We start from the raw sequence: 18,962 nt of genomic DNA on the forward strand, positions 1-18,962 counted from the left end.
CCCTTATCAAGACAGCTCATTCAATTCACGGTTCAACTTCCTCGCTTGGCTTCTGAAATATTGATAGAACGCAAACCAAAGAATGATATACACGAATACGAACACAGCAAGTGTCCCAAAGAAACTTTGTGCTGTGAACGGTACCCAGCCGATTATGAACGCGATGATGAAATATAGAATGGTGACACTCAGAAAATGCAGGGCCGTCTGCACAGGCAATGTCAATTTCTCGTTTTCGAATAACAAAGGAGTGACAGTGAAAAACCATCCACAAAATATGGAGCCGAGCGAGTTCTTCACCAGGATGGCTGAGTCAAGCACTTCATTTTCACCAAAATAAATAACAGCAAAAATGATCATAAGCGCAAGGAACGAGCCGAAGAAAATGCCGATGATGCTTCTTGTTACAAATGTCTTCATCCGTTCTTCCTCCTGTTCATTTTCAAGGCTTCCTTGATGGAGTTTACATAGGTCCGGGAGACATATTCTTTAGCGCCGGATTTGAAATACACGCATAAGGTGCCGTTAAAGGAAGCTTCAAACCGGCTCATTTCATGCAGGTTGGCGATGACGGACTTGGACAGCCGGATGAATTTGGTGCTGGGCAGCAGTTCCTCCAGCTCATATAACTTTTCGCGGAGCGCGAATGAGCCTTCGCTTGTCACGGCGACGACGCCTTCGCTCTCCGTGTGAAAGTAATGGATATGATCCGGTTTTAAAATATGCTGCATATCACCATCACGGCCGACAAGAAACTCAGTCTTCTTCCCTTTCAAAAAATCAAGGATCTCTTTTATCGAATCATCCACTTCATCGCAGTGGATTGTCACTTTCGTTTCAGTATGGTCACTGTCGATATCCAGTGTCACTTTCATGAAAATCACCTCCAAAGGAAAACTCTTCTTTCCATCGTACCATGACTTACATGAAATGTTGGCGTCGATTTTGGAAGCGGATGACTATAGCCGAAAGCAATAGAAGCGCAATAATATAGACGGCAGACAGTGCAGTGGTGCTGCTGAACTCAAGTTGCCCGTTCCAGGCGGCAATGAACAATTGATTCATATGATACAGCGGGTTGGCGTTCGCAATGAGCTGGACAAAGTTCGGCATCATGCTGACAGGAATCGCGAATCCACCAGTGATCAAGACGATCTGAAAGGCGACAATCGCGAACACCAAGGCACTGTTCAGCGTCTTGAAAAACGAGAAGACGGCAGAAGACAGCAGGAGCAGCACGGCGTTCAGTCCCATGAATAATAGGAACGAGACAATCACATCGGCAAATCTGAACGTCAGGCCATAAACGAGCAGACCGATGACAGAGATGAGCAGATAGCCGAAGCTTGTGAGCAGAATTGATTTCAAGATTGCAGATGTGAGCAGCACGCGTTTCGGCACGGGGGCGAGGGCAATCCGTTTTTCAACGCCTGTCGTCCGGTGTGTCACCTGATCGAATCCGAAGGCGAAGAATACGACGCCGAACGTGATAAGCAGGATGAAGGATGGCGTATAGCTCTGCGCGTAATTTAAGTTGCCCGCATATGTCGAATCACCGAATAGTGATCCCATGAACAGATATGTGGCAGGCGGCACAATAAGCGTGAATACGACGTAAAACAGTTCCCGTGAAAACATGAGCAAATCATATTTCAATTGAGTGGCAAGCATGGGGAGTCCTCCTTTATATAGCTACTTGTGTAATATAGAAATCATGGATAGAAGCGAAACCGGAAGCGAGGATGCTTTTTGTCGTGTCAAACACTTCCGCAACACCGTCATTCAGCAGCATGACGCGGTCACAATACAGCTGCACCTCATCCATGTTGTGTGTCGTGAGAATGACCGTTCCGCCCGTCCGCTTGTTATAGCTGGCGATATAAGTCCATAGCATATTCCGCATATGCGGGTCGAGTCCTGTTGTCGGCTCATCGAGGATCAGCAGTTTCGGTTCCGACAGAAAGGCGATGGCGAGACTGACGATCTGCTTCCACCCGCCTGATAGTTTGTCGAAAAATGTCTTGCGATGCGGCTCCAGTTTGAAGTCCGCCATGATCTGTTCCACGTCCAGCGGAGACTTGTAGTATGCTTTAAATAGCTTGAGCAATTCGACGACTTTCAAAGTCTTATAGAATTGAGTCGTCTGCAGTACGGCCGAGGCGTTCTGCCGGATCTGCGCCAGCTGCCGGTCCGACGATTCCCGAATTTCTTGTCCGAACAACCGGACGTTTCCCTGTTCATATGGACGTAGCGTCAGCAGGATCTCCAGGAATGTCGATTTGCCTGCACCATTTTTGCCGATCACCCCAATGATGTCTCCTGCTTTTGCCTGAAAATCGATGCCCTTCAGCACCTCTTTCGCCCCATAAGATTTCCGAAGTCCCTCGACACGTACAATTTCCATTTGCCATCCCTCCGCGTTGTCTTGTCTTTGTACTGCTACTATATCTCCGCAAACCGAGTCCGAAAACCGATTTTCGGTGACCCGCGCATTTCGACCGGTCAGTTGCAGGAAAGGAGAGGTCAATTACATGGGAAGAAAACTGCTGGACCGAAATTATTTCATTGAAATCCAAACCCCCGGCAATCGAGCGTCGTTTTCTAAGTAGGGAAAGGAGTGGCAGCACATTTGAACCGCTTTGAACTTCAGGACGTGATGGAACGGTACACAGAGTACTTGCTCCGGATCGCTTATGGGTATGTGAGGGATCTCCATGCATCGGAAGATATCGTACAAGATGTATTCATCAAGTTCCATCACCGCCAAGACAGCTATGAGGAAAGAGGGGAATTGAAGGCGTATTTAGCACGGATGACGGTCAACCAATGCAAGGATTATTTGAAGAGCTGGTCATACCGGAAGCTCCAGTTCCGGGACCGTTTCTCGCCGCAGATGGGAATGCGGCATGTGGACGGACTGGTGCGAGAGGACGAACAGGAGCTGATCGGAAAGGCCATTCTGGCGCTGCCGCTCAAACAGCGGGAAGTGCTTATCCATTTTTATTTCAATGAAATGCGTGTCGCAGAGATCGCACAATTGCTGTCCGTCCCGGAGAGCACCGTGAAGACAAGGCTTGTGAGAGGACGGGAATTGATCAAAAAGCAGCTGCGGGGAATTGAATGGGAGGTGTTGCTCGATGAATAAGTTTCTGCCGCCGGAATTGAAGGATCTGAAGGACAGCAAAGAACGTGTCATGCGGAATGTGACAGAATCAGTAGCGCAAGGTGCGAGGGCTTCAGGGGGAAAGTGGAAATATGCCGTCATGACGGGAATCATACTCGCTTGTTCCGTCGGGTTTGTTCTGAAAGTGACACTTGATCATCCGGAACCAATTTCAGAAGTGACCGGCGAGCCGGGAGAGGGTGTTGGGCAGCCGCCTGCGCAGCCGGGGGATACGGGACCTGCTGTGCCAACCGTTGAGGAATTGCCGCCAGAAGCAGCGGATGATATGACGCGGCCCGAACTGACTGTGGAGCAGGGTGTCTTCTACTTGATGGGCCTGACAGTTGGCGATTCGCTGGATGACGTGATTGAGCGGCTGGGCGATGACTATACCCTGGATGAGGAATTGCAGGGTACGGGTGCGGATACCGGAATGGTATATGAAGACGGTCTCCGTGTGTTTTTGTATCAGGAGACGGTGGAAGGACTCTTTTTCTCAAACGTCGATTTGTCGTACGGTGAACAGCTATACAGAGAGTATGGCGGCATTAAATTCGATGCGAACGATTCCATGCGGTTCATCTATGCACCGGAATCACCGCGAATCTTGAAGATGACAGATACGGGCGACGGGAAAATGAGCATCGGGCTTTATGTGATTGATCCCAATTTTGCTGAAAACCCGGGCTTTATTCTGAAGCCGGAAATGCCAGGGCATTCCATGGAGATCGGCCTGAATCATTCCCAGCCGATCCTTTCGGAAGCGGGCGGCGTCTTCTATTTGCACGGCTTGACACTCGGTGATTCAGAGGAGAAAGTGATCCGCTATTTCGGGGAAGACTATAAAGTGGACTATGAGAAGAACGACGGGTATACAATCACGTATGGCGATGAAATTGAATTCGAGTTTACGAAGCTCGGCAAACTGCGTTCCATCCGCTTCACGAAAGTGGATGAGGTGTATTTCAATCATGTGCTGGAGGGGTATGAGGGCGTGGATTTGTATTCCGATACCACCTCACAGATGGTCAGTACGGAACATTCGTCTGCAGGGGATCTGATTGTAAGCCTCCAGTATGCGGATTAAATGTAGAGGGAAGTGTCTCCTGCGGGCACTTCTTTTTTTATTTTTAACAGAAGAAGGGATTTCCATGCGCTATATGGAATATGTATCCGGATGGGGGTGAAGGTTTGGTTTCATTGAAACCGGTAAAGCGAAGCAAGCTGCGCATTTATCTGGGGAAAAAGGCGTACAGGCTGAAGCGATACGGTGAGTGGGCATGGGATGGAAAGCGATATGCAAAATTACGGACGGGAGAAGAGTTGCCGTACTTGATCAAACGGCACCGGACACCTCTGCTGCGAAAGTTGAAAGATGTGGAGATGCAGCTGCAATACAATAAGATCACCAACCTGAAACTGGCCATAGGGCGTCTGCACGGCGTCACTGTGAATCCGGGTGAAACGTTCTCGTATTGGAAGCTGATCGGCAATACGACAAAACGAAAAGGCTATGTGGACGGCATGATCCTGCATTATGGAAAGGTGACGGTCGGCACGGGAGGCGGTCTCTGCCAGCTGTCCAATCTGATCTATTGGATCACCTTGCATACACCGCTGACTGTCACGGAGAGATACCGGCACAGCTATGATGTATTTCCCGATTCGGGCAGGAGCCAGCCGTTCGGGAGCGGGGCGACTTGCGCCTATAACTATTTGGATTTACAGATTAAGAATGAAACGCCGCATGCGTACCAGCTTGTCATCTATTTGACAGATACGCATCTGGTTGGGGAATGGCGGTCGGTTGAGCCGCAGATGAGAACATATGAAGTATATGAAAAAAATCACGAATTCACATATGAAATTTGGGGTGGATACGTCAGGCATAATACGATTTTCCGCCATGTGTATGATATGGATGGGAACTTATTGGCGGATGAATTCGTCACGGAGAATCATGCCATTACAATGTATGAACCGTTTTTGACATATAAGGGGGAATGAGTATGATCATTATGATCAACGGAGCGTTCGGTGCAGGGAAGACGACCGTAGCAAACGCATTGCACAGCCGGATGCCGGACGCTTTCATATTTGATCCTGAAATGGTCGGCTTCTTGCTGCGGGAGATGATTCCTGAAGATATGAAACTTCCGGAAGAACGGACAGGGGATTTTCAGGATTTTGCGATGTGGAGAACGCTTGTCGTCGAAGTGGCGGCTCAACTGAAACGGACATATCAGCGGGATCTGATTGTACCGATGACTATCTATAATCAGGAGTATTTTCAAATCGTCCACGAAGGCTTTTCAACAATTGACAAGACCTATCACTTCTGTTTGATGGCGGAGAAGGAGACTATCCATAAAAGATTGCTTGCCCGCGGAGAGGAACCGGGGAATTGGTGTTTCGCACAGACGGATAAGTGCCTGGATGGCTTCCGGGATGAATGCTTTGAAATGCGGGTCGATACAGATAGAAGGACAGTTGAAGAAATTGTCGATTTCATCTGCGGGGCAGTGGTACAGAAAGGGGAAGCAGAGCATGTTGGGATTGAATAAGGATGTCGTTGAGCTGGCGCCCTACCAGGAGCAATGGAAGGCGTTGTTTAAAAAGGAGAAGAAGCTGCTTGAGACGCTGATCGGCGAACATGTAATCGAAATTCAGCACATCGGCAGCACAGCAATTGAGGGAATCGCAGCAAAGCCGATGATCGATGTGCTCATTGGCGTGAGACAGCTGGCGGATGCTGAGAAGTTTGACCGGCATGCGCTAAAGGACGCGGATATTTACCGCTTGAAAGCCGAAGTGGAAGGGAAAGTCGTCTACGCAAAGTTTTCCGATTTGAACGACTTGACAAAGACCCATGTCTACCATGTCGTGGAGCATGGCGGTGACTGGTGGCAGGCCCATACTTTCTTCCGGGACTTCCTCAATGAGCATCCAGAAGTAGCCCGTGAATATGAGGCATTGAAGATGGATCTCGTCCAATTGTATCCTAATAACGAAAGGGAATATGCGGAAGCGAAGAAGGCGTTTGTCGACCAGATTGTGGGACTTCGGGTAGAAGGATGATGGATGTAAAGTTCCAGTTGGCAGGCTGTCAAAACAGTCACAAATCTGTCGGGTGACAATCGCATGGATTGGACGTAAGCTGAGAGTAACAAACATGCGAGAGGTGCAGCGACATGAAACGTCGACTGGCAGCAGTCCTATTGACAGTACTCGTCATGACAGGCTGTTCCTATGAATTTACGGACGATGACGGATACCGGATGGCTGTGATCAATGAAGGGTTTCCTGTTCCGAAAAACGCCTATGAAGTGAAGCCGGAGGATTGCAACGCACAAATTGCGAAATCCGCCAAATACAAACTGAAGAATATTGGTGACTGGAACGGGACGCCGCCGCCTGAATACCTCGCGGAGATCGAGAAGTGGGGCTGGGAGGAAGTAGAGGAGAAACGCGTCGGAAATGTGCACTACTTCCGGAAAAACGGCAAAATCATGTCATTGATCATTCAGAAAGACGTATTTGATGTATTTGAAATGAGCGACAGTGCAGAACTTTAAAGCATCGCCGCATCAATGTTTTATTCGATAAACAAAACAGCATCCCTCCTGATTAACAGGCGGAAATGCTGTTTTTTTCGGCTTCATTAAAATTTATATTTTGTCAGTACATTTGCAATTGCGTCTTCAATCGGCGTAACAGGGCCATGGATATAGTTATTGATCATCACGGAGAAGACTAAAGGCGTTCCGTCATTTGCTCTCACATAGCCGGTCAGTGTTGAAACTCCAGTAATGGAACCGGTTTTCGCTTTGACATTATTTGCAGAAAGGCCTTCCTTCATACGATTTCGAAGTGTGCCGCCGACCATGCGATCCTCATTGCCTGCGACAGGAAGGGATGCTTCGAATGCAGGGAACCAGTCTTCATCCTGGATGCTGTAAAGCAAGGAGGAGAGCTCGTCAGGTGAGACCAGGTTCTTATGGGACATGCCGGAGCCGTCACGCAAGACGATTGTGCCGGTATTGACTCCTAGGTCTTTCAACGTCTCTTCCATGACCGCAAGCCCGGCATCCCAGCTGCCGTCCTCTTTTGCGGCTCTGCCCATTTCCTTCACAAGCGTTTCGGCGTGCCCGTTATTGCTCAGTTTCATGAAAGGCACATACAGCTCCGAAAGCGGCATGGAGTAATGGGTGGTCAGTGTCTTGGCATCTTCCGGAGCAGCACCAATTGTTGTCCGGCTATTGCCGATCATACGGATGCCTTGCTCTGCAAGGGCTTTCTTGAATACATCCAGTACAAGGCCGGTCGGCTCCCAAACTGCTGTCCATGAACGGGAACTCGTTCCTTCTAGAGGAATGACCCCTTCGACGAAGATTCTATTGGTGCCATGTTCACGTTCGATAGAGACCGATTTTGTCCCGTCTTTAGCGACTGTCTTCACATTGTTCACGATCTCCACATAATCGTTTGCAGGAGATACAGTCACAATCGAAGGATCTCCGGCCTTTGTGCCCGGCTTCACTTCAACGATGACAGTGCCTGCGTCATAATCGTCATTTGGCGATAAATTCAATGCAGAAACTTGCGCGCCGACGTAATTATGCTCATCCGACCAGTTCAAATCCTGTGAGTACCGGATATTGTCATACCAGCTGTCATCCGCAATCAAATCACCGTGAATCTTTGTGATGCCTTGCGCTTTCAACTGCTTGGCGAAGTCTTCAAGATCCTCTTTCAGCAAGGTCGGATCGCCTTTCCCTTTCAAGTAGAGGTTCCCTTTCAACTGATTCCCCCGCACTTCACCGTCTGTCAGGACTTCTGTCGAGAATCTGTAGTCCGGTCCCAGAACAGCCATTGCTGATGTGCCGGTAAGCAGTTTCATATTCGATGCTGGCCGCAGCCTGATATCGCCCATATGGGAGTAGACGATGTCTCCGCTTTTGGCATTGCGGACGGTTACGCCCGTGATGCCTCCCTCAAGTTTCGGGTCTTTCAAGATGGTATCGATTTGCTGGGCAAGAGTGGCTTCTGCGGATGGAATGGTCGTGGATGTCGATGCGGCTGCCAATTGGGGTGCCTGGTAAGCGGCTGGTGCGATGACAACAGCAGCCATGGTGACAGCGAGGAATGCCCGTTTGCCGAATTTCTTCATATGTACACATCCTTTCGATTTTCTTCATTGTACTATAGGTTAGCAAGCCATTGTTTTATTACTCACTGAAAAGTTCAAATTGATAGAAATGTACCAGCTTGTCTAGTCCCTTGGAAATGAAGTGAAACTTTGACCGGCAATTCTTCGTAAAGGAACAAAGAGGTGATGACTGTGAAATGGACTCAGCTTCTACTGATGATCGTAATGTTGCTTTTCTTCGTACCGCGTGAAGCGCTCGCTGTAGACTATGAAATACCGCAGGGACAGATTCATGCCATCATGCAGGAAAATGGCGATGTACAGATCACGGAGCGATATACGTATGTTTTTGACGGTAAATTCAATGGCGTGACCCGGACAATCATCCCGCGCGAAGGGACATCAATCAAGGGATTCATGGCTGTTGAAAACGGAAAGCGGCTGGAAGTTGAACAAAAGAAGGATCTCTTTAAGATCTACCGGAAAGGGAAAGACGATACCGTAAATCTTGAAATCCATTACTCGATTTCAAATGGTGTAGATCTGTTTAACGACGGCGGTCAATTTTATTGGGCTTTTTTCGATAAGAACAATGAATCGGAATATGGAAATATGCGGATTGACGTCAGCCCTCCGGCAAGCGCAGAGCCGCTGGATGTGCTGGGATACGGAGCTGCGTACGGAAAGGAAACGTCCCGTACGAGGGAAGGGGTCACCTTCACTCTCGGCAGCGTACCGGCAGAGACGTCTGCGGATGTCCGGGTTGTGTATCCTAGGGAGCTCTTCTCAGGCGGGGCAGTCCATGAAGGGTCAGCTCTTGCAATCCTGGCTGCAGACCGCCAGGATTTCCTGGATGCCGAGGAGCGCAGGGAGACTGCCGGCAATGTGATCATCGGCGTCATGGCTGCTTTGCTGGCCGTATATCTTTTTGCAGCTGTCCGGGCTGTGCTGCTAAGGAAATCACGGTATGATTACGCGATGAACCAGCTGGCAGGCGCGAAATCGGAAATGCCTGCGGAAACATTGAGCATCCCTGCGACAGTATTGCTGAAAACGGGAAGCGCCGCTGAACCGGAAGTGATGACGGCGGCACTTCTCGATCTTGTCCGCAAGGGGTATATCAAGCAGACGGGAGAGGATTCATTCGAACTTCTCAACCGTCATGCTGAGACGGCGCACGAACGGGCTTTGATCAGCCTGCTGTTCGAGACGGTCGGTGCGGATAGGACTTTCACGGCAGGACAATTAAAAGAGTTCCTGGAAAAAGAGGAGAATGTCAATAAGTATGACACCGAAAAGCAGCAGTGGCTTGCACATGTGAAGGAAGAGGTGGACCAGTCAGGGATGTACGCGAAGCGCGGCGGAATCAGAACCGTGTTCTGGCTGACGGCCTTGGGTTTTGCCGTCTTGTTTGCCTTGTCGATCGGATTTGATTTGCTCATCCTGCTGTTCGCAAACCTGATCCTTGTCTTTCTGGCAGGGGCAACGGCGGCATTTTACAAGCCTTACAGCGTGGAAGGGCATATGCTCTTGAATGAATGGAACCGGTACCTGGAGAACTTTGATTTCGACAGGTGGAGAACACTCCCGCAAAATGATAAGATTCGGTCGTATCTGTTCGGAATAGGTACTGGCGACAAGGATCTTTCTGCAGCAGGCAATCAATTCTTCCGAGAGGCAGAGGAAACAGCAGAACGTCACCGCGGAGCAGGAAGTTTCGCGGCGTTCTATCCGAATCCATACGTGATGACGTCCTCTTTCACGCATGCCGGTGAACAGGTCTCCTCTGTGAATGCCGCCTCCTCGACTTCGTCCACTTCATCCAGCAGCGGAAGCGGCGGCGGATCGGGCGCATTTTAGATAAGCGGCACCCAAGGTTAAAGCCTTGGGTGTTTTTTAATTCCTATCACAACTATTTTCATTCATATGAGTGAATTTCATAATTCCGAGCCCTTATCTATCAAGGGTTTCAAGACATCAAAAAAGAAGTACCTCCCCAAGTCTTGTATAATGGTAGTCGACTAAAACATCCCAAAAGACTGGAGGTACTCCCTTTGACCATTATACGACAACAAAGCCTATTTGGCATCCAAGAATTATACGACATGGAACCTACCCAACAATATCAAGAGATTATAAGTGCGCTCGATCTAGATGCAATCTTCTTTGCGATCAATAAGAAATCCAGTCTTGGTGCGCCTGTAGAGCTGAATTATGGAGCTATGCTTGTCAGCTTCTTTATTCGGTACGTTGAACGAATTCCTACGATTGCCGACTTAGTCAAACGGCTGAAACGGGATTTGTCATTTAAACTGGACTGCGGTTTCAAGGTTTCGGATTCGGTGCCTTCCGAAGCATCCTACAGCCGACTTCTCGCGAAACTAAGTGAATCCGATGTTTTGGAGAAAGTGCAACAGACGGTCATCGAGACAGCCATCTGTGAAGGATTTATCGCCGATGAAACAATTGCGATTGACGCCACTCACTTTGAAGCTCGGGACCAGGCGCCTCCGAAGGAGGCAGATGCCAAGAAAACGCCCAAAAAACGGGGACGAAAAAAGAAAGAAGAGCGCGAGCAATGGTTGGCAGACAAGGCCGAAGAGGAAGCGAATTTGTCTCTTTATGAAAAGAAGATTGAAGCTCAGCTTGATGCGCCTCTTCACAAGTTACGCACAGAAATACCTCAAGCCCCTAAATGGGGCATTAAAAAGAACAGCGAAGGGAAAAATGTCTTTTGGTTTGGCTACAAAGGCCACTTAGCTGTGGGCGCGACCAGTCAATATATCCTGCAGTCTATCCTGTCATCCGGCAATTTGAATGACGGTAAGGCGGCCATTCCGCTATTGAAAGGCTTATCGCAGTTCCAGCTGTCGACAATTCAATATCACTCCATGGATGCGGGTTATGATTTTGAACCAATTTATCAACAAATCCATCGGATGGGCCATCAGTCAAACATTGCTTATAATAAACGGAACGAGCGTGAAATGATCGGCTATGATGAGCACTTTGCGCCAACTTGTTTCAGAGAGCATTCATATCGCTATGATAGCTATGACCCGAAGTACGGGACCCTAAAATACACGCAACCTCTCGAGTGTAAAGACTGTCCGCTCGCCAACCAAGGACAATGTCAAAAAGTATATAAGGTCAAAAGTGCAACAGATCTTCGCAAGTACACGGTGCCAGCCCGTGGATCAATGGCCTGGAAGAAAGTCTTCGCCCGCCGAACTGCGGTCGAACGCGTCAATGCCTATCTGAAAGAATTCTATCAGCTCAACAATGTACGATATAGAACTGGAAAACGGACGAAAGTCCATTTTGACGCCATTGTTTTAATCTATAACGCATCAAAGCTGGCAGCTGATCGGATTAACGCATCGTTACAACAGCAAAAACTCGCATGATTTCTGTTTTTTGAAATGCAAAATTCCGATTGGGAAAGTCTTTGCATTTTTAAAAAGAGCAATTATGAAATTGACTCATATATTGAAATTTTTTAACTACATAGTACAATGGAATCCATATCGTCGAATTTTGTCGAAAGAGGTGGGCCGATGGAGTATTCATTATCTCCTTTAGGTGATCAGGCGGTCGTCATCGAAGTATCAGAGGAAATCGGGGACGATGCGCAGCGGAAAGTCCTGGCAGTAGGAGAACGGCTCGAGCGAGAATCTCCTCCATGGATGGTTGAATATGTTCCGGCCTATACGACAGTAACCGTATTTTACCGGCCGGATCAATTGAATGGCACGCCCTATGAAGATGTCTGTAAGCGCATTCATGATTTGTTGCGTGGTGTCAAGCTGGGAAATTCGGCGACAGGGAATATCGTGGAGATTCCTGTTCTTTATGGAGGGGAAGAGGGACCTGATTTGGAATATGTTGCGCGTGTCAACGGACTCACGGCCGATGAGGTGATTTCCATCCATTCTTCAGGTGAATATAAAGTCCATATGATCGGTTTTGCTCCAGGTTTTCCATTCATCGGAGGCATGTCTGAACAAATTGTCGCTCCGAGACGGAAGACTCCGAGGCTGGCCATTCCGGAACGGACCGTCGGCATCGCCGGCATGCAAACCGGAGTATACCCGATTGAGACTCCGGGAGGCTGGCAGCTGATCGGCAGAACACCTGTGGACTTATTTCTGCCAGGTCAAAATCCGCCGAGTCTGTTGAAAGCGGGCGATCTCATCCGGTTTACCCCTATATCCCGGGCCGAATATGACAGGCTGCGGGGTGAAGAAGGATGATAACAGTCATAAAGGCAGGTCTCAGTGATACGATCCAAGACCTCGGCAGGTCGGGTTTCCAGAAGTTCGGTGTCGTGACGAGCGGTGCGATGGATGTCTTTTCGCATCGAGCAGCCAATCTGCTGGTCGGCAATGAAGAAATGGAAGCGACGCTTGAAATGACACTGGTCGGCCCGAAGCTCCGGTTCGAAGAGGATGCAGTCATCGCATTATGCGGAGGAAACTTGTCCCCGAATATCAATGGGGAGCCGATTCCCTTATGGAAGCCGCTATTCATTGAAAAAGGCGCTGAACTGCGGACAGGCCCTGCTGTGGAAGGATGCCGGATGTACCTGGCCGTTGCGGGCGGATTTGATATCCCCGTCGTCATGGGAAGCCGCTCCACTTATTTAAAAGCCGGAATCGGCGGCTATGAAGGAAGGTCTCTGCAAGCGGGGGACCGTCTTCCGCTAAAAAGCAGAACAGATAATGCAGAACGGTTATTTGAGTTGATCAAGTGCGAGTCATGCGGCATGCAGCTGGCCGATTGGATGCTGACGAGCCATATGACTCCGCAGTTTGCGGACTCCTACAACGTGCGGGTCGTAAGGGGACGTCAATTCGATTTGTTTACACAGGAGAGCCATCGTCGTTTTGCGGAGGAGCCGTTCACAGTCAGTTCCCAGTCCGACCGGATGGGATATCGGCTATCCGGCAGCCGGCTTGACCTTCGTGAGCCTGGCGAACTGATATCTGAAGCGGTTTCTTCAGGATCCATTCAAGTGCCGGCGGACGGGAATCCGATCATCCTCATGGCAGACAGGCAGACGACGGGGGGCTATCCGAAAATTGGACAAGTCGCATCTGTTGATTTGACACTGGTTGCACAGTCGCGTCCCGGCAACATGTTGCGTTTCAGGGAAATCACGCTTCAGCATGCACAGGAGCTGTACTTGCGCAGAGAGCGGTTTTTGCAGGAACTTAGGACAGGAATTACAATCAAACTTCGATAGGAGGAAGACGTTTTGACATTCACGGTCGATTTGAACTGCGATATGGGAGAAGGGTTTGGCGCTTATTCATTAGGCAATGATGCGGGCATTTTAGAGACGATCACATCGGCTAATATCGCATGCGGTTTTCATGCGGGCGATCCCCGGACGATGCGGGAGACAGTGCGGATGGCACTCGATAAAGGAGTCGGCATCGGAGCTCATCCGGGCCTGCCGGATCTGGCTGGATTTGGCCGTAGGGAGATGTCGATTTCCCCGGAAGAAGCTCGCGATATGGTCATCTATCAGATCGGGGCGCTGTCCGGCTTTGTCAAAGCGGAGGGCGGTTCGATCGAGCATGTGAAGCCCCACGGGGCGCTGTATAATATGGCGGCAAAGGATGCGGAACTTGCCGCAGCCATTGCAGAAGCGGTGTACCGGGTGGATGGCGATCTGATCCTGTTTGGGCTGGCAGGCAGTGAACTGGTGAAAGCGGGAGAACGGATCGGCCTTAAGACGGCAAGCGAAGTATTTTCAGACCGTACATACCAAGCAGACGGTTCGTTAACGTCGAGACGTGAACCGAATGCATTGATCACTGACCCTGCTGAGGCGGTCCGGCAAATTGTCAGGATGGTGAAGGAAGGAACCGTTGCCGCTGTGGACGGCACCAACGTTCCGATCAAAGCAGATACCGTCTGCATCCATGGAGACGGAAAGACCGCCCTGGAATTTGCGCGGCAAATACCGGATGCATTGCAGGCGGAAGACATCATCGTCAGGAAGATTTCAAGCGTGTTGAGATGATTCATGGTTATGATCCCGCTTGATCTTCCTTATACATAGAAAACCGCCAGGGAAAAAGTTCCCTGACGGCAAAGCCATTAATCATTCAGATCAACATTGTGATACACTTGCTGGACATCTTCCAAGTCTTCCAGTGCGTCTATCATCTTCTCAAATTGAGCTTGTGCGTCTGCATCAAGTTCCACATCATTTTGGGCAAGCATTGTCAATTCAGCGACGGAGAACTCTGTAATCCCTGCTTCCTTGAATGCTTCTTGTACAGCATGGAACTGATCAGGTTCCGCGTAGACGACGACTGTGTCTTCCTCTTCCAGAATATCACGGACTTCGACGTCCGCTTCCATCAATAGTTCAAGCACGTCATCAGCCGTTTTCCCTTCGATGGCAAACACTGCAGTCGCGTCAAACATATAAGCGACAGAGCCGCTGACACCCATGTTTCCGCCGTTCTTGCCAAATGCGGCGCGGACTTCCGAAGCGGTCCGGTTGACGTTGTTTGTCAATGCATCGACGATGACCATTGAGCCGCTTGGTCCAAAGCCTTCATAACGGAGTTCATCGTAGTTCTCTTCTGCTCCGCCTTTCGCCTTTTCAATGGCGCGGTCGATGATGGAACGGGGGACATTATACGTTTTCGCACGCTCTACGACCATCCGAAGTGTCTGGTTCAATTCAGGATCAGGTTCGCCCTGCTTCGCTGCCACATATAGTTCACGACCGAATTTAGCATAAATCCGGCTCGTGTTCGCATCTTTTGACGCCTTCTTGTCTTTGATGTTGTTCCATTTACGGCCCATCCATACCACTCGCTTTCCCTATACTATCAAGCGCTTTATGCACTGTTATGAATCAAATAATCGAGTTATTATACACCAAAAATAGGGTGCAAGACAAGTGGTGAAGATTTGTATTCCTATTCGTCTTCTAGAAATGAATTCAAACCGACTTTGCTTGAATGTTCATTTTCTAAAGCGATTTGGGGGATAAAAATAGAACGATACAGGTGAAAACAATAAAAAAAGACGTACGAAATTGTGCGCAACATCTTTTTTATTCGGTAAAAATACTCTATACTAGAAACAGCACTATTTAACGGATAGAGAGGGGTCTAAGGATGCAGCTAAGTTATAAGGGAAAGACGAAAGATGTATACAATCTTGAAGATGGTACGATACTTTTGAAATTCAAAGACGACGTAACGGGCGAAGACGGCGTATTTGACCCGGGTGCCAACACAGTCGGCTTAACAATTGAGGGAGCGGGAAAGTCAGGACTTCGGATGACACAATTCTTCTTTGAGAAACTGGCTGAAAAACACATTCCGACCCATTACATCTCTGCAGACTTGGAGGCTGCCAGCATGACTGTCAAGCCTGCCGCCGTATTTGGAAAAGGGCTCGAGGTCATTTGCCGATTCCGTGCAGTCGGCAGTTTTCTCCGTCGCTATGGCGCCTACTGCGAAGAAGGCCAGCCGCTTGATGCGTTTGTGGAAGTGACCATCAAGGACGATGAGCGGAATGATCCGCCGATCAACAAGGACGCGCTTGCTCAGCTTGGCATCCTGCCAGCGGATAAGTATGCGGTTCTTGAAGATCTGACAAAGCGGATTGCGACTGAAGTGAAAGGGATCCTCGCCGAAAAAGGACTTGATCTGTACGATATCAAACTGGAATTCGGGAAATCCGAGGAAGGGCAGATCATGCTCATAGACGAGATCTCAGGAGGCAATATGCGGGTCTATCAGAAGGAAACCTATATCGAACCACTTGAACTTGAAAGGCTTGTATTAGCATAAAAGAGAAATCGCTGCATATCGGCATTGCCGGAGCGGCGATTTTTTGCTTTCAATTAATTTCCACACATAAAGCGCCTTCAGCTAGGAAAGCCTTGGCGGGAGAAGATGGAAGGAGGCGCAGAAGCATTGAAAAGAATATTGACCCTATTTGTTGCAGCGACGCTCATATTCGCCCTGTCGGGATGCGGCAAGTCGAAGAAAGCCTTGCCGGTGAGCGGTGAGAAAGTTGAATCCGTATCAGCCCCGCTGCTGAACACAGATGGGAAAGAAATCGGCAAAGTATCACTCAGCGAAGATTCCAAAGGAGTCACCATCCTGATCGAAGCATCCGAAGTGCCAGCAGGTATGCATGGCGTTCATATCCATGAGACCGGTGTATGTACGCCGCCTGGGTTCGAATCGGCTGGCGGACATTTCAATCCGGAAGGCAAAGAACATGGATTCGATAATCCAAAAGGCTTTCATCTTGGCGATCTGCCGAACATTGAAGTGAAGGAAGACGGAAAAGTCGAAGCGCAAGTGACGACGGCGGATTTGACATTGAAGCCGGGCCAGAAACATTCATTACTGGATGCGGACGGCAGCGCACTCGTCATCCATGAATCGGCAGACGATTATAAGACGGATCCGGCAGGAAACTCCGGAAAACGGATCGCCTGTGCAGCATTCACAACAGCTGCAAAATAGTGTAGAAAACCGCTGGCCGGAAAATACTCCGGCCAGCGGTTTTTCATTGGGAAAAGAAGTTTTCTGTGAAGTAAGGGGTGGATTCTTCGTTAAAGGCGACCCCGATGCCGAGATGGCTATAGTCGCGAATCAAGATATTCTCCCTATGCCCTTTGGAATTCATCAGACCCTCATGGGCAAAAATACTGCTGGACTGACCATAAGCAAGATTTTCGCCGGCCCGCCTGAATGGAATATGGTCGACTTTCATCCGATCGAACGGAGACTGGCCTTTCAGATTGTCATGGCTGAAATAATCATTGTCCGCCATATCGATGCTATGATTACGGGCTGTTTCCGCCACTTCATCATTCCACTTCAAAATCGATCGGCCGTGCCGGACACGGGCCGCATTCGTCAGGTCGAACAGCTGCTGCTCGAACCCGAGACGGAGCGCAGAATTCGCTTCCGCATACAGATCGGACTTGCGCCGCTCCAAATCTGCGGAGACGAGCAGCAGGGCAGTGACCTTCGTCCCCTCGTGCAGATCATAGAAGACGAACGTATACACATTCCCCGTCTTGAAGACGTCCATGCCTTCATCCTTTTGCAAAACATAGATGTTCAGTCCTTTGCGCATCTCGGTAAGAGGGGTACCGAGTGCTTCACGTACATCCGCTTTCGGCGTTCCGTACGCGATGCCGTCGCTCGAAGCGATCAGGTCATCATTCGTATAGAGGGCACCGACCTTTCCGTTCGTGTCATAGGCAACCATCGTGAAGTTCTGATAGTCTTCATGATACGTGAACCAGTCAGTTCCGTATTCATTCATCGACTGGGTCTTCGGTTCACCAAGTTCAGCCGCCACATCCTCTTTGCTCGCCCCGATTTCAATATTATGGATTGAAATAGGCGAGTGGACCGGCTTGCCGAGCGCCGGTTTCGGAACTCGTTTCGGCACAGCGGCTTCCATATTGGCTGATTTGGCGGATATGAAATCGATCGCCTCTCCGACTTTTTCACGGAACGTTTCAACCGTTCCTTCCAGGCGATCTTTATTAATAGTGGAATCAATTTTCTCGTCGATCGGATCTAAAAATGAAAGGTCCACATATTTGGAAACGGGCGCCTCCCATAACGGTTTTGCCGCGTAAAGTGCAACTAGCAGGAAGATGAAGAATACAAGCCGCTTCATTCCAATATCGCCTCCTTCCTCTCCATTGTATCCGTTTTTCGCCAGGCAAATACAGTCTAATCCACTGCATGCCAGTAATTTCATGTGAAAATCGACAGAACCTTGTATACTAAAGGGACAGCAGTTCGACGAAAGGGAGGCAGTCTCATTATGTTCAGCGGAATCAGTCTTGTGCCCAGCTGGTTTTATATATTGGCGTTCGCAGTCGTCATTTTACTTGTCATCTTCATCGAATGGAAGACAAGGTAGGAATGGCCAGTGCTTAACAGCGCAAGTTGAATGATGATATACTGGAGCAAACAAGAAAAGAAAGCGTGGCAAAAAAGAATGCTCTCATTCGAAGAAAAACAGAACATCATTGAATCGTTTCCCGAATTGACACGTAAGGAAGTTTCGCTGAAACGCCTGAATTACCACTATGAGGACAGCCTGTATGATAAGACGGTCGTCGTTCAGCATCTTCACCCGAATGGCAATGGATTCGTCTATGTCGAAGGAATTGCGGGGTATGAGCCCGACGACCGCGGACTCGTCAACATCCGCGAAGCGACTGAGGAGGAACTCAAGACGATTATCCGCGATGCAATCCAAGCGCTCTCTACCGAAGAGGAAGAGGAGGCTGAAGAGGAGATCGAGGAAGTATGGGTGAACCGCGACGGCGCGGAACTTACGCTGCTTGAAGAGGAAGGCGTCTTCAATGTCTATCATGGCTATAACCTTGAGGACAGCTTCGGGGATTACGGAGAAGCTGCCGATTATTTGAAAGGTGAGCAATTCAAGCGGCAAGGAGGCGGGCGATAAATGAAAGGGAAGACTCTTGTGATCGGCCTGATCATCTTCATACTCATTGTCGTCGCGCTGATCTATTTTGCCATGACGGCCCAGTTCAAAAAAGATGAGGAGAATGCACTGGCACCAGCTGAGCCTGTTGTGCATATCTTACCTGGGAACGGACTATATTGA

Annotated in this window: 22 protein-coding genes; 15 read left to right on the forward strand and 7 right to left on the reverse strand. The window is 49.2% G+C overall.

What is annotated here, in order from left to right; genetic code table 11:
• Positions 1-6 precede the first annotated feature (6 nt).
• The 4 genes from ACZ5FK_RS11615 to ACZ5FK_RS11630 are packed head-to-tail and all read right to left on the reverse strand — an operon-like array spanning position 7 to position 2,404.
• Positions 7-420, reverse strand: a complete 414-nt coding sequence (locus ACZ5FK_RS11615; RefSeq protein ID WP_464805060.1) for a DUF3021 domain-containing protein — start codon at positions 418-420, stop codon at positions 7-9.
• Entirely contained in the window at positions 417-875 is a 459-nt protein-coding gene (locus ACZ5FK_RS11620) for a LytTR family DNA-binding domain-containing protein (RefSeq protein WP_464805061.1), read from the reverse strand. The genes ACZ5FK_RS11615 and ACZ5FK_RS11620 overlap by 4 nt, the downstream gene beginning before the upstream one ends.
• Positions 876-921: 46 nt before the next feature.
• Positions 922-1,671, reverse strand: a complete 750-nt coding sequence (locus ACZ5FK_RS11625; RefSeq protein WP_464805062.1) for an ABC transporter permease — start codon at positions 1,669-1,671, stop codon at positions 922-924.
• A 13-nt stretch (positions 1,672-1,684) separates the two neighbouring features.
• Positions 1,685-2,404 carry an ABC transporter ATP-binding protein gene (locus ACZ5FK_RS11630; protein ID WP_464805063.1) on the reverse strand — a complete coding sequence of 240 codons (720 nt, stop codon included), beginning with the start codon at positions 2,402-2,404 and terminating at the stop codon, positions 1,685-1,687.
• A gap of 213 nt (positions 2,405-2,617) precedes the next feature.
• On the opposite strand from ACZ5FK_RS11630, the gene ACZ5FK_RS11635 reads away from it, so the two are divergent.
• The 6 genes from ACZ5FK_RS11635 (at position 2,618) to ACZ5FK_RS11660 (ending at position 6,738) form a co-directional block, all read left to right on the forward strand.
• Positions 2,618-3,145 (forward strand): sigma-70 family RNA polymerase sigma factor, encoded by a 528-nt coding sequence (locus tag ACZ5FK_RS11635; protein ID WP_464805064.1) that lies wholly within the window; start codon positions 2,618-2,620, stop codon positions 3,143-3,145.
• Positions 3,138-4,250 (forward strand): hypothetical protein, encoded by a 1,113-nt coding sequence (locus tag ACZ5FK_RS11640; RefSeq protein ID WP_464805065.1) that lies wholly within the window; start codon positions 3,138-3,140, stop codon positions 4,248-4,250. The genes ACZ5FK_RS11635 and ACZ5FK_RS11640 overlap by 8 nt, the downstream gene beginning before the upstream one ends.
• An 80-nt stretch (positions 4,251-4,330) precedes the next feature.
• A complete protein-coding gene (locus tag ACZ5FK_RS11645) occupies positions 4,331-5,170 on the forward strand; it encodes a VanW family protein (protein ID WP_464805066.1) in 840 nt (279 codons plus the stop codon).
• Positions 5,171-5,172: 2 nt separating this feature from the next.
• A complete protein-coding gene (locus ACZ5FK_RS11650) occupies positions 5,173-5,727 on the forward strand; it encodes an AAA family ATPase (RefSeq protein ID WP_464805067.1) in 555 nt (184 codons plus the stop codon).
• Positions 5,711-6,241 carry a GrpB family protein gene (locus tag ACZ5FK_RS11655; protein ID WP_464805068.1) on the forward strand — a complete coding sequence of 177 codons (531 nt, stop codon included), beginning with the start codon at positions 5,711-5,713 and terminating at the stop codon, positions 6,239-6,241. The genes ACZ5FK_RS11650 and ACZ5FK_RS11655 overlap by 17 nt, the downstream gene beginning before the upstream one ends.
• 113 nt (positions 6,242-6,354) lie before the next feature.
• Positions 6,355-6,738, forward strand: a complete 384-nt coding sequence (locus ACZ5FK_RS11660) for a hypothetical protein (protein WP_464805069.1) — start codon at positions 6,355-6,357, stop codon at positions 6,736-6,738.
• A gap of 86 nt (positions 6,739-6,824) precedes the next feature.
• Here the strand turns inward: ACZ5FK_RS11660 and dacB are convergent, their stop codons facing one another.
• Positions 6,825-8,333 (reverse strand): D-alanyl-D-alanine carboxypeptidase/D-alanyl-D-alanine endopeptidase, encoded by a 1,509-nt coding sequence (gene dacB / locus ACZ5FK_RS11665; protein ID WP_464805070.1) that lies wholly within the window; start codon positions 8,331-8,333, stop codon positions 6,825-6,827.
• Between the two features lie 171 nt (positions 8,334-8,504).
• On the opposite strand from dacB, the gene ACZ5FK_RS11670 reads away from it, so the two are divergent.
• From ACZ5FK_RS11670 to ACZ5FK_RS11690, 5 genes are all read left to right on the forward strand, one after another.
• Complete coding sequence (locus ACZ5FK_RS11670) at positions 8,505-10,172, forward strand: DUF2207 domain-containing protein (protein WP_464805071.1); 1,668 nt, start codon at positions 8,505-8,507, stop codon at positions 10,170-10,172.
• Between the two features lie 194 nt (positions 10,173-10,366).
• Positions 10,367-11,719 carry a transposase gene (locus ACZ5FK_RS11675; RefSeq protein ID WP_464805072.1) on the forward strand — a complete coding sequence of 451 codons (1,353 nt, stop codon included), beginning with the start codon at positions 10,367-10,369 and terminating at the stop codon, positions 11,717-11,719.
• Positions 11,720-11,869: 150 nt separating this feature from the next.
• Positions 11,870-12,565: a 5-oxoprolinase subunit PxpB gene (gene pxpB, locus ACZ5FK_RS11680; RefSeq protein WP_464805073.1), complete on the forward strand. Its 696-nt coding sequence runs from the start codon at positions 11,870-11,872 to the stop codon at positions 12,563-12,565.
• Positions 12,562-13,557 (forward strand): 5-oxoprolinase subunit C family protein, encoded by a 996-nt coding sequence (locus ACZ5FK_RS11685; protein ID WP_464805074.1) that lies wholly within the window; start codon positions 12,562-12,564, stop codon positions 13,555-13,557. Before pxpB ends, ACZ5FK_RS11685 begins: the two co-directional genes overlap by 4 nt.
• Before the next feature lie 42 nt (positions 13,558-13,599).
• A complete protein-coding gene (locus tag ACZ5FK_RS11690) occupies positions 13,600-14,343 on the forward strand; it encodes a LamB/YcsF family protein (protein WP_464807422.1) in 744 nt (247 codons plus the stop codon).
• A 77-nt stretch (positions 14,344-14,420) separates the two neighbouring features.
• Here ACZ5FK_RS11690 and ACZ5FK_RS11695 read toward each other — a convergent pair whose 3' ends face one another.
• Complete coding sequence (locus tag ACZ5FK_RS11695; protein ID WP_464805075.1) at positions 14,421-15,140, reverse strand: YebC/PmpR family DNA-binding transcriptional regulator; 720 nt, start codon at positions 15,138-15,140, stop codon at positions 14,421-14,423.
• 317 nt (positions 15,141-15,457) lie between these two features.
• On the opposite strand from ACZ5FK_RS11695, the gene ACZ5FK_RS11700 reads away from it, so the two are divergent.
• Both ACZ5FK_RS11700 and ACZ5FK_RS11705 read left to right on the forward strand, forming a co-directional pair.
• On the forward strand, positions 15,458-16,138 hold the full coding sequence (locus ACZ5FK_RS11700; protein ID WP_464805076.1) for a phosphoribosylaminoimidazolesuccinocarboxamide synthase: 681 nt from the start codon (positions 15,458-15,460) through the stop codon (positions 16,136-16,138).
• A gap of 126 nt (positions 16,139-16,264) precedes the next feature.
• Positions 16,265-16,825 (forward strand): superoxide dismutase family protein, encoded by a 561-nt coding sequence (locus ACZ5FK_RS11705; protein ID WP_464805077.1) that lies wholly within the window; start codon positions 16,265-16,267, stop codon positions 16,823-16,825.
• Between the two features lie 43 nt (positions 16,826-16,868).
• On the opposite strand, the gene ACZ5FK_RS11710 is transcribed toward ACZ5FK_RS11705, so the two are convergent.
• Positions 16,869-17,999, reverse strand: a complete 1,131-nt coding sequence (locus tag ACZ5FK_RS11710; RefSeq protein WP_464805078.1) for a CAP domain-containing protein — start codon at positions 17,997-17,999, stop codon at positions 16,869-16,871.
• Between the two features lie 327 nt (positions 18,000-18,326).
• Between ACZ5FK_RS11710 and ACZ5FK_RS11715 the strand changes: the two genes are divergently transcribed.
• Both ACZ5FK_RS11715 and ACZ5FK_RS11720 read left to right on the forward strand, forming a co-directional pair.
• Entirely contained in the window at positions 18,327-18,800 is a 474-nt protein-coding gene (locus ACZ5FK_RS11715) for a hypothetical protein (RefSeq protein ID WP_464805079.1), read from the forward strand.
• On the forward strand, positions 18,801-18,962 hold the full coding sequence (locus ACZ5FK_RS11720; RefSeq protein ID WP_464805080.1) for a hypothetical protein: 162 nt from the start codon (positions 18,801-18,803) through the stop codon (positions 18,960-18,962).

Source organism: Sporosarcina sp. GTC18466, from assembly GCF_055389225.1.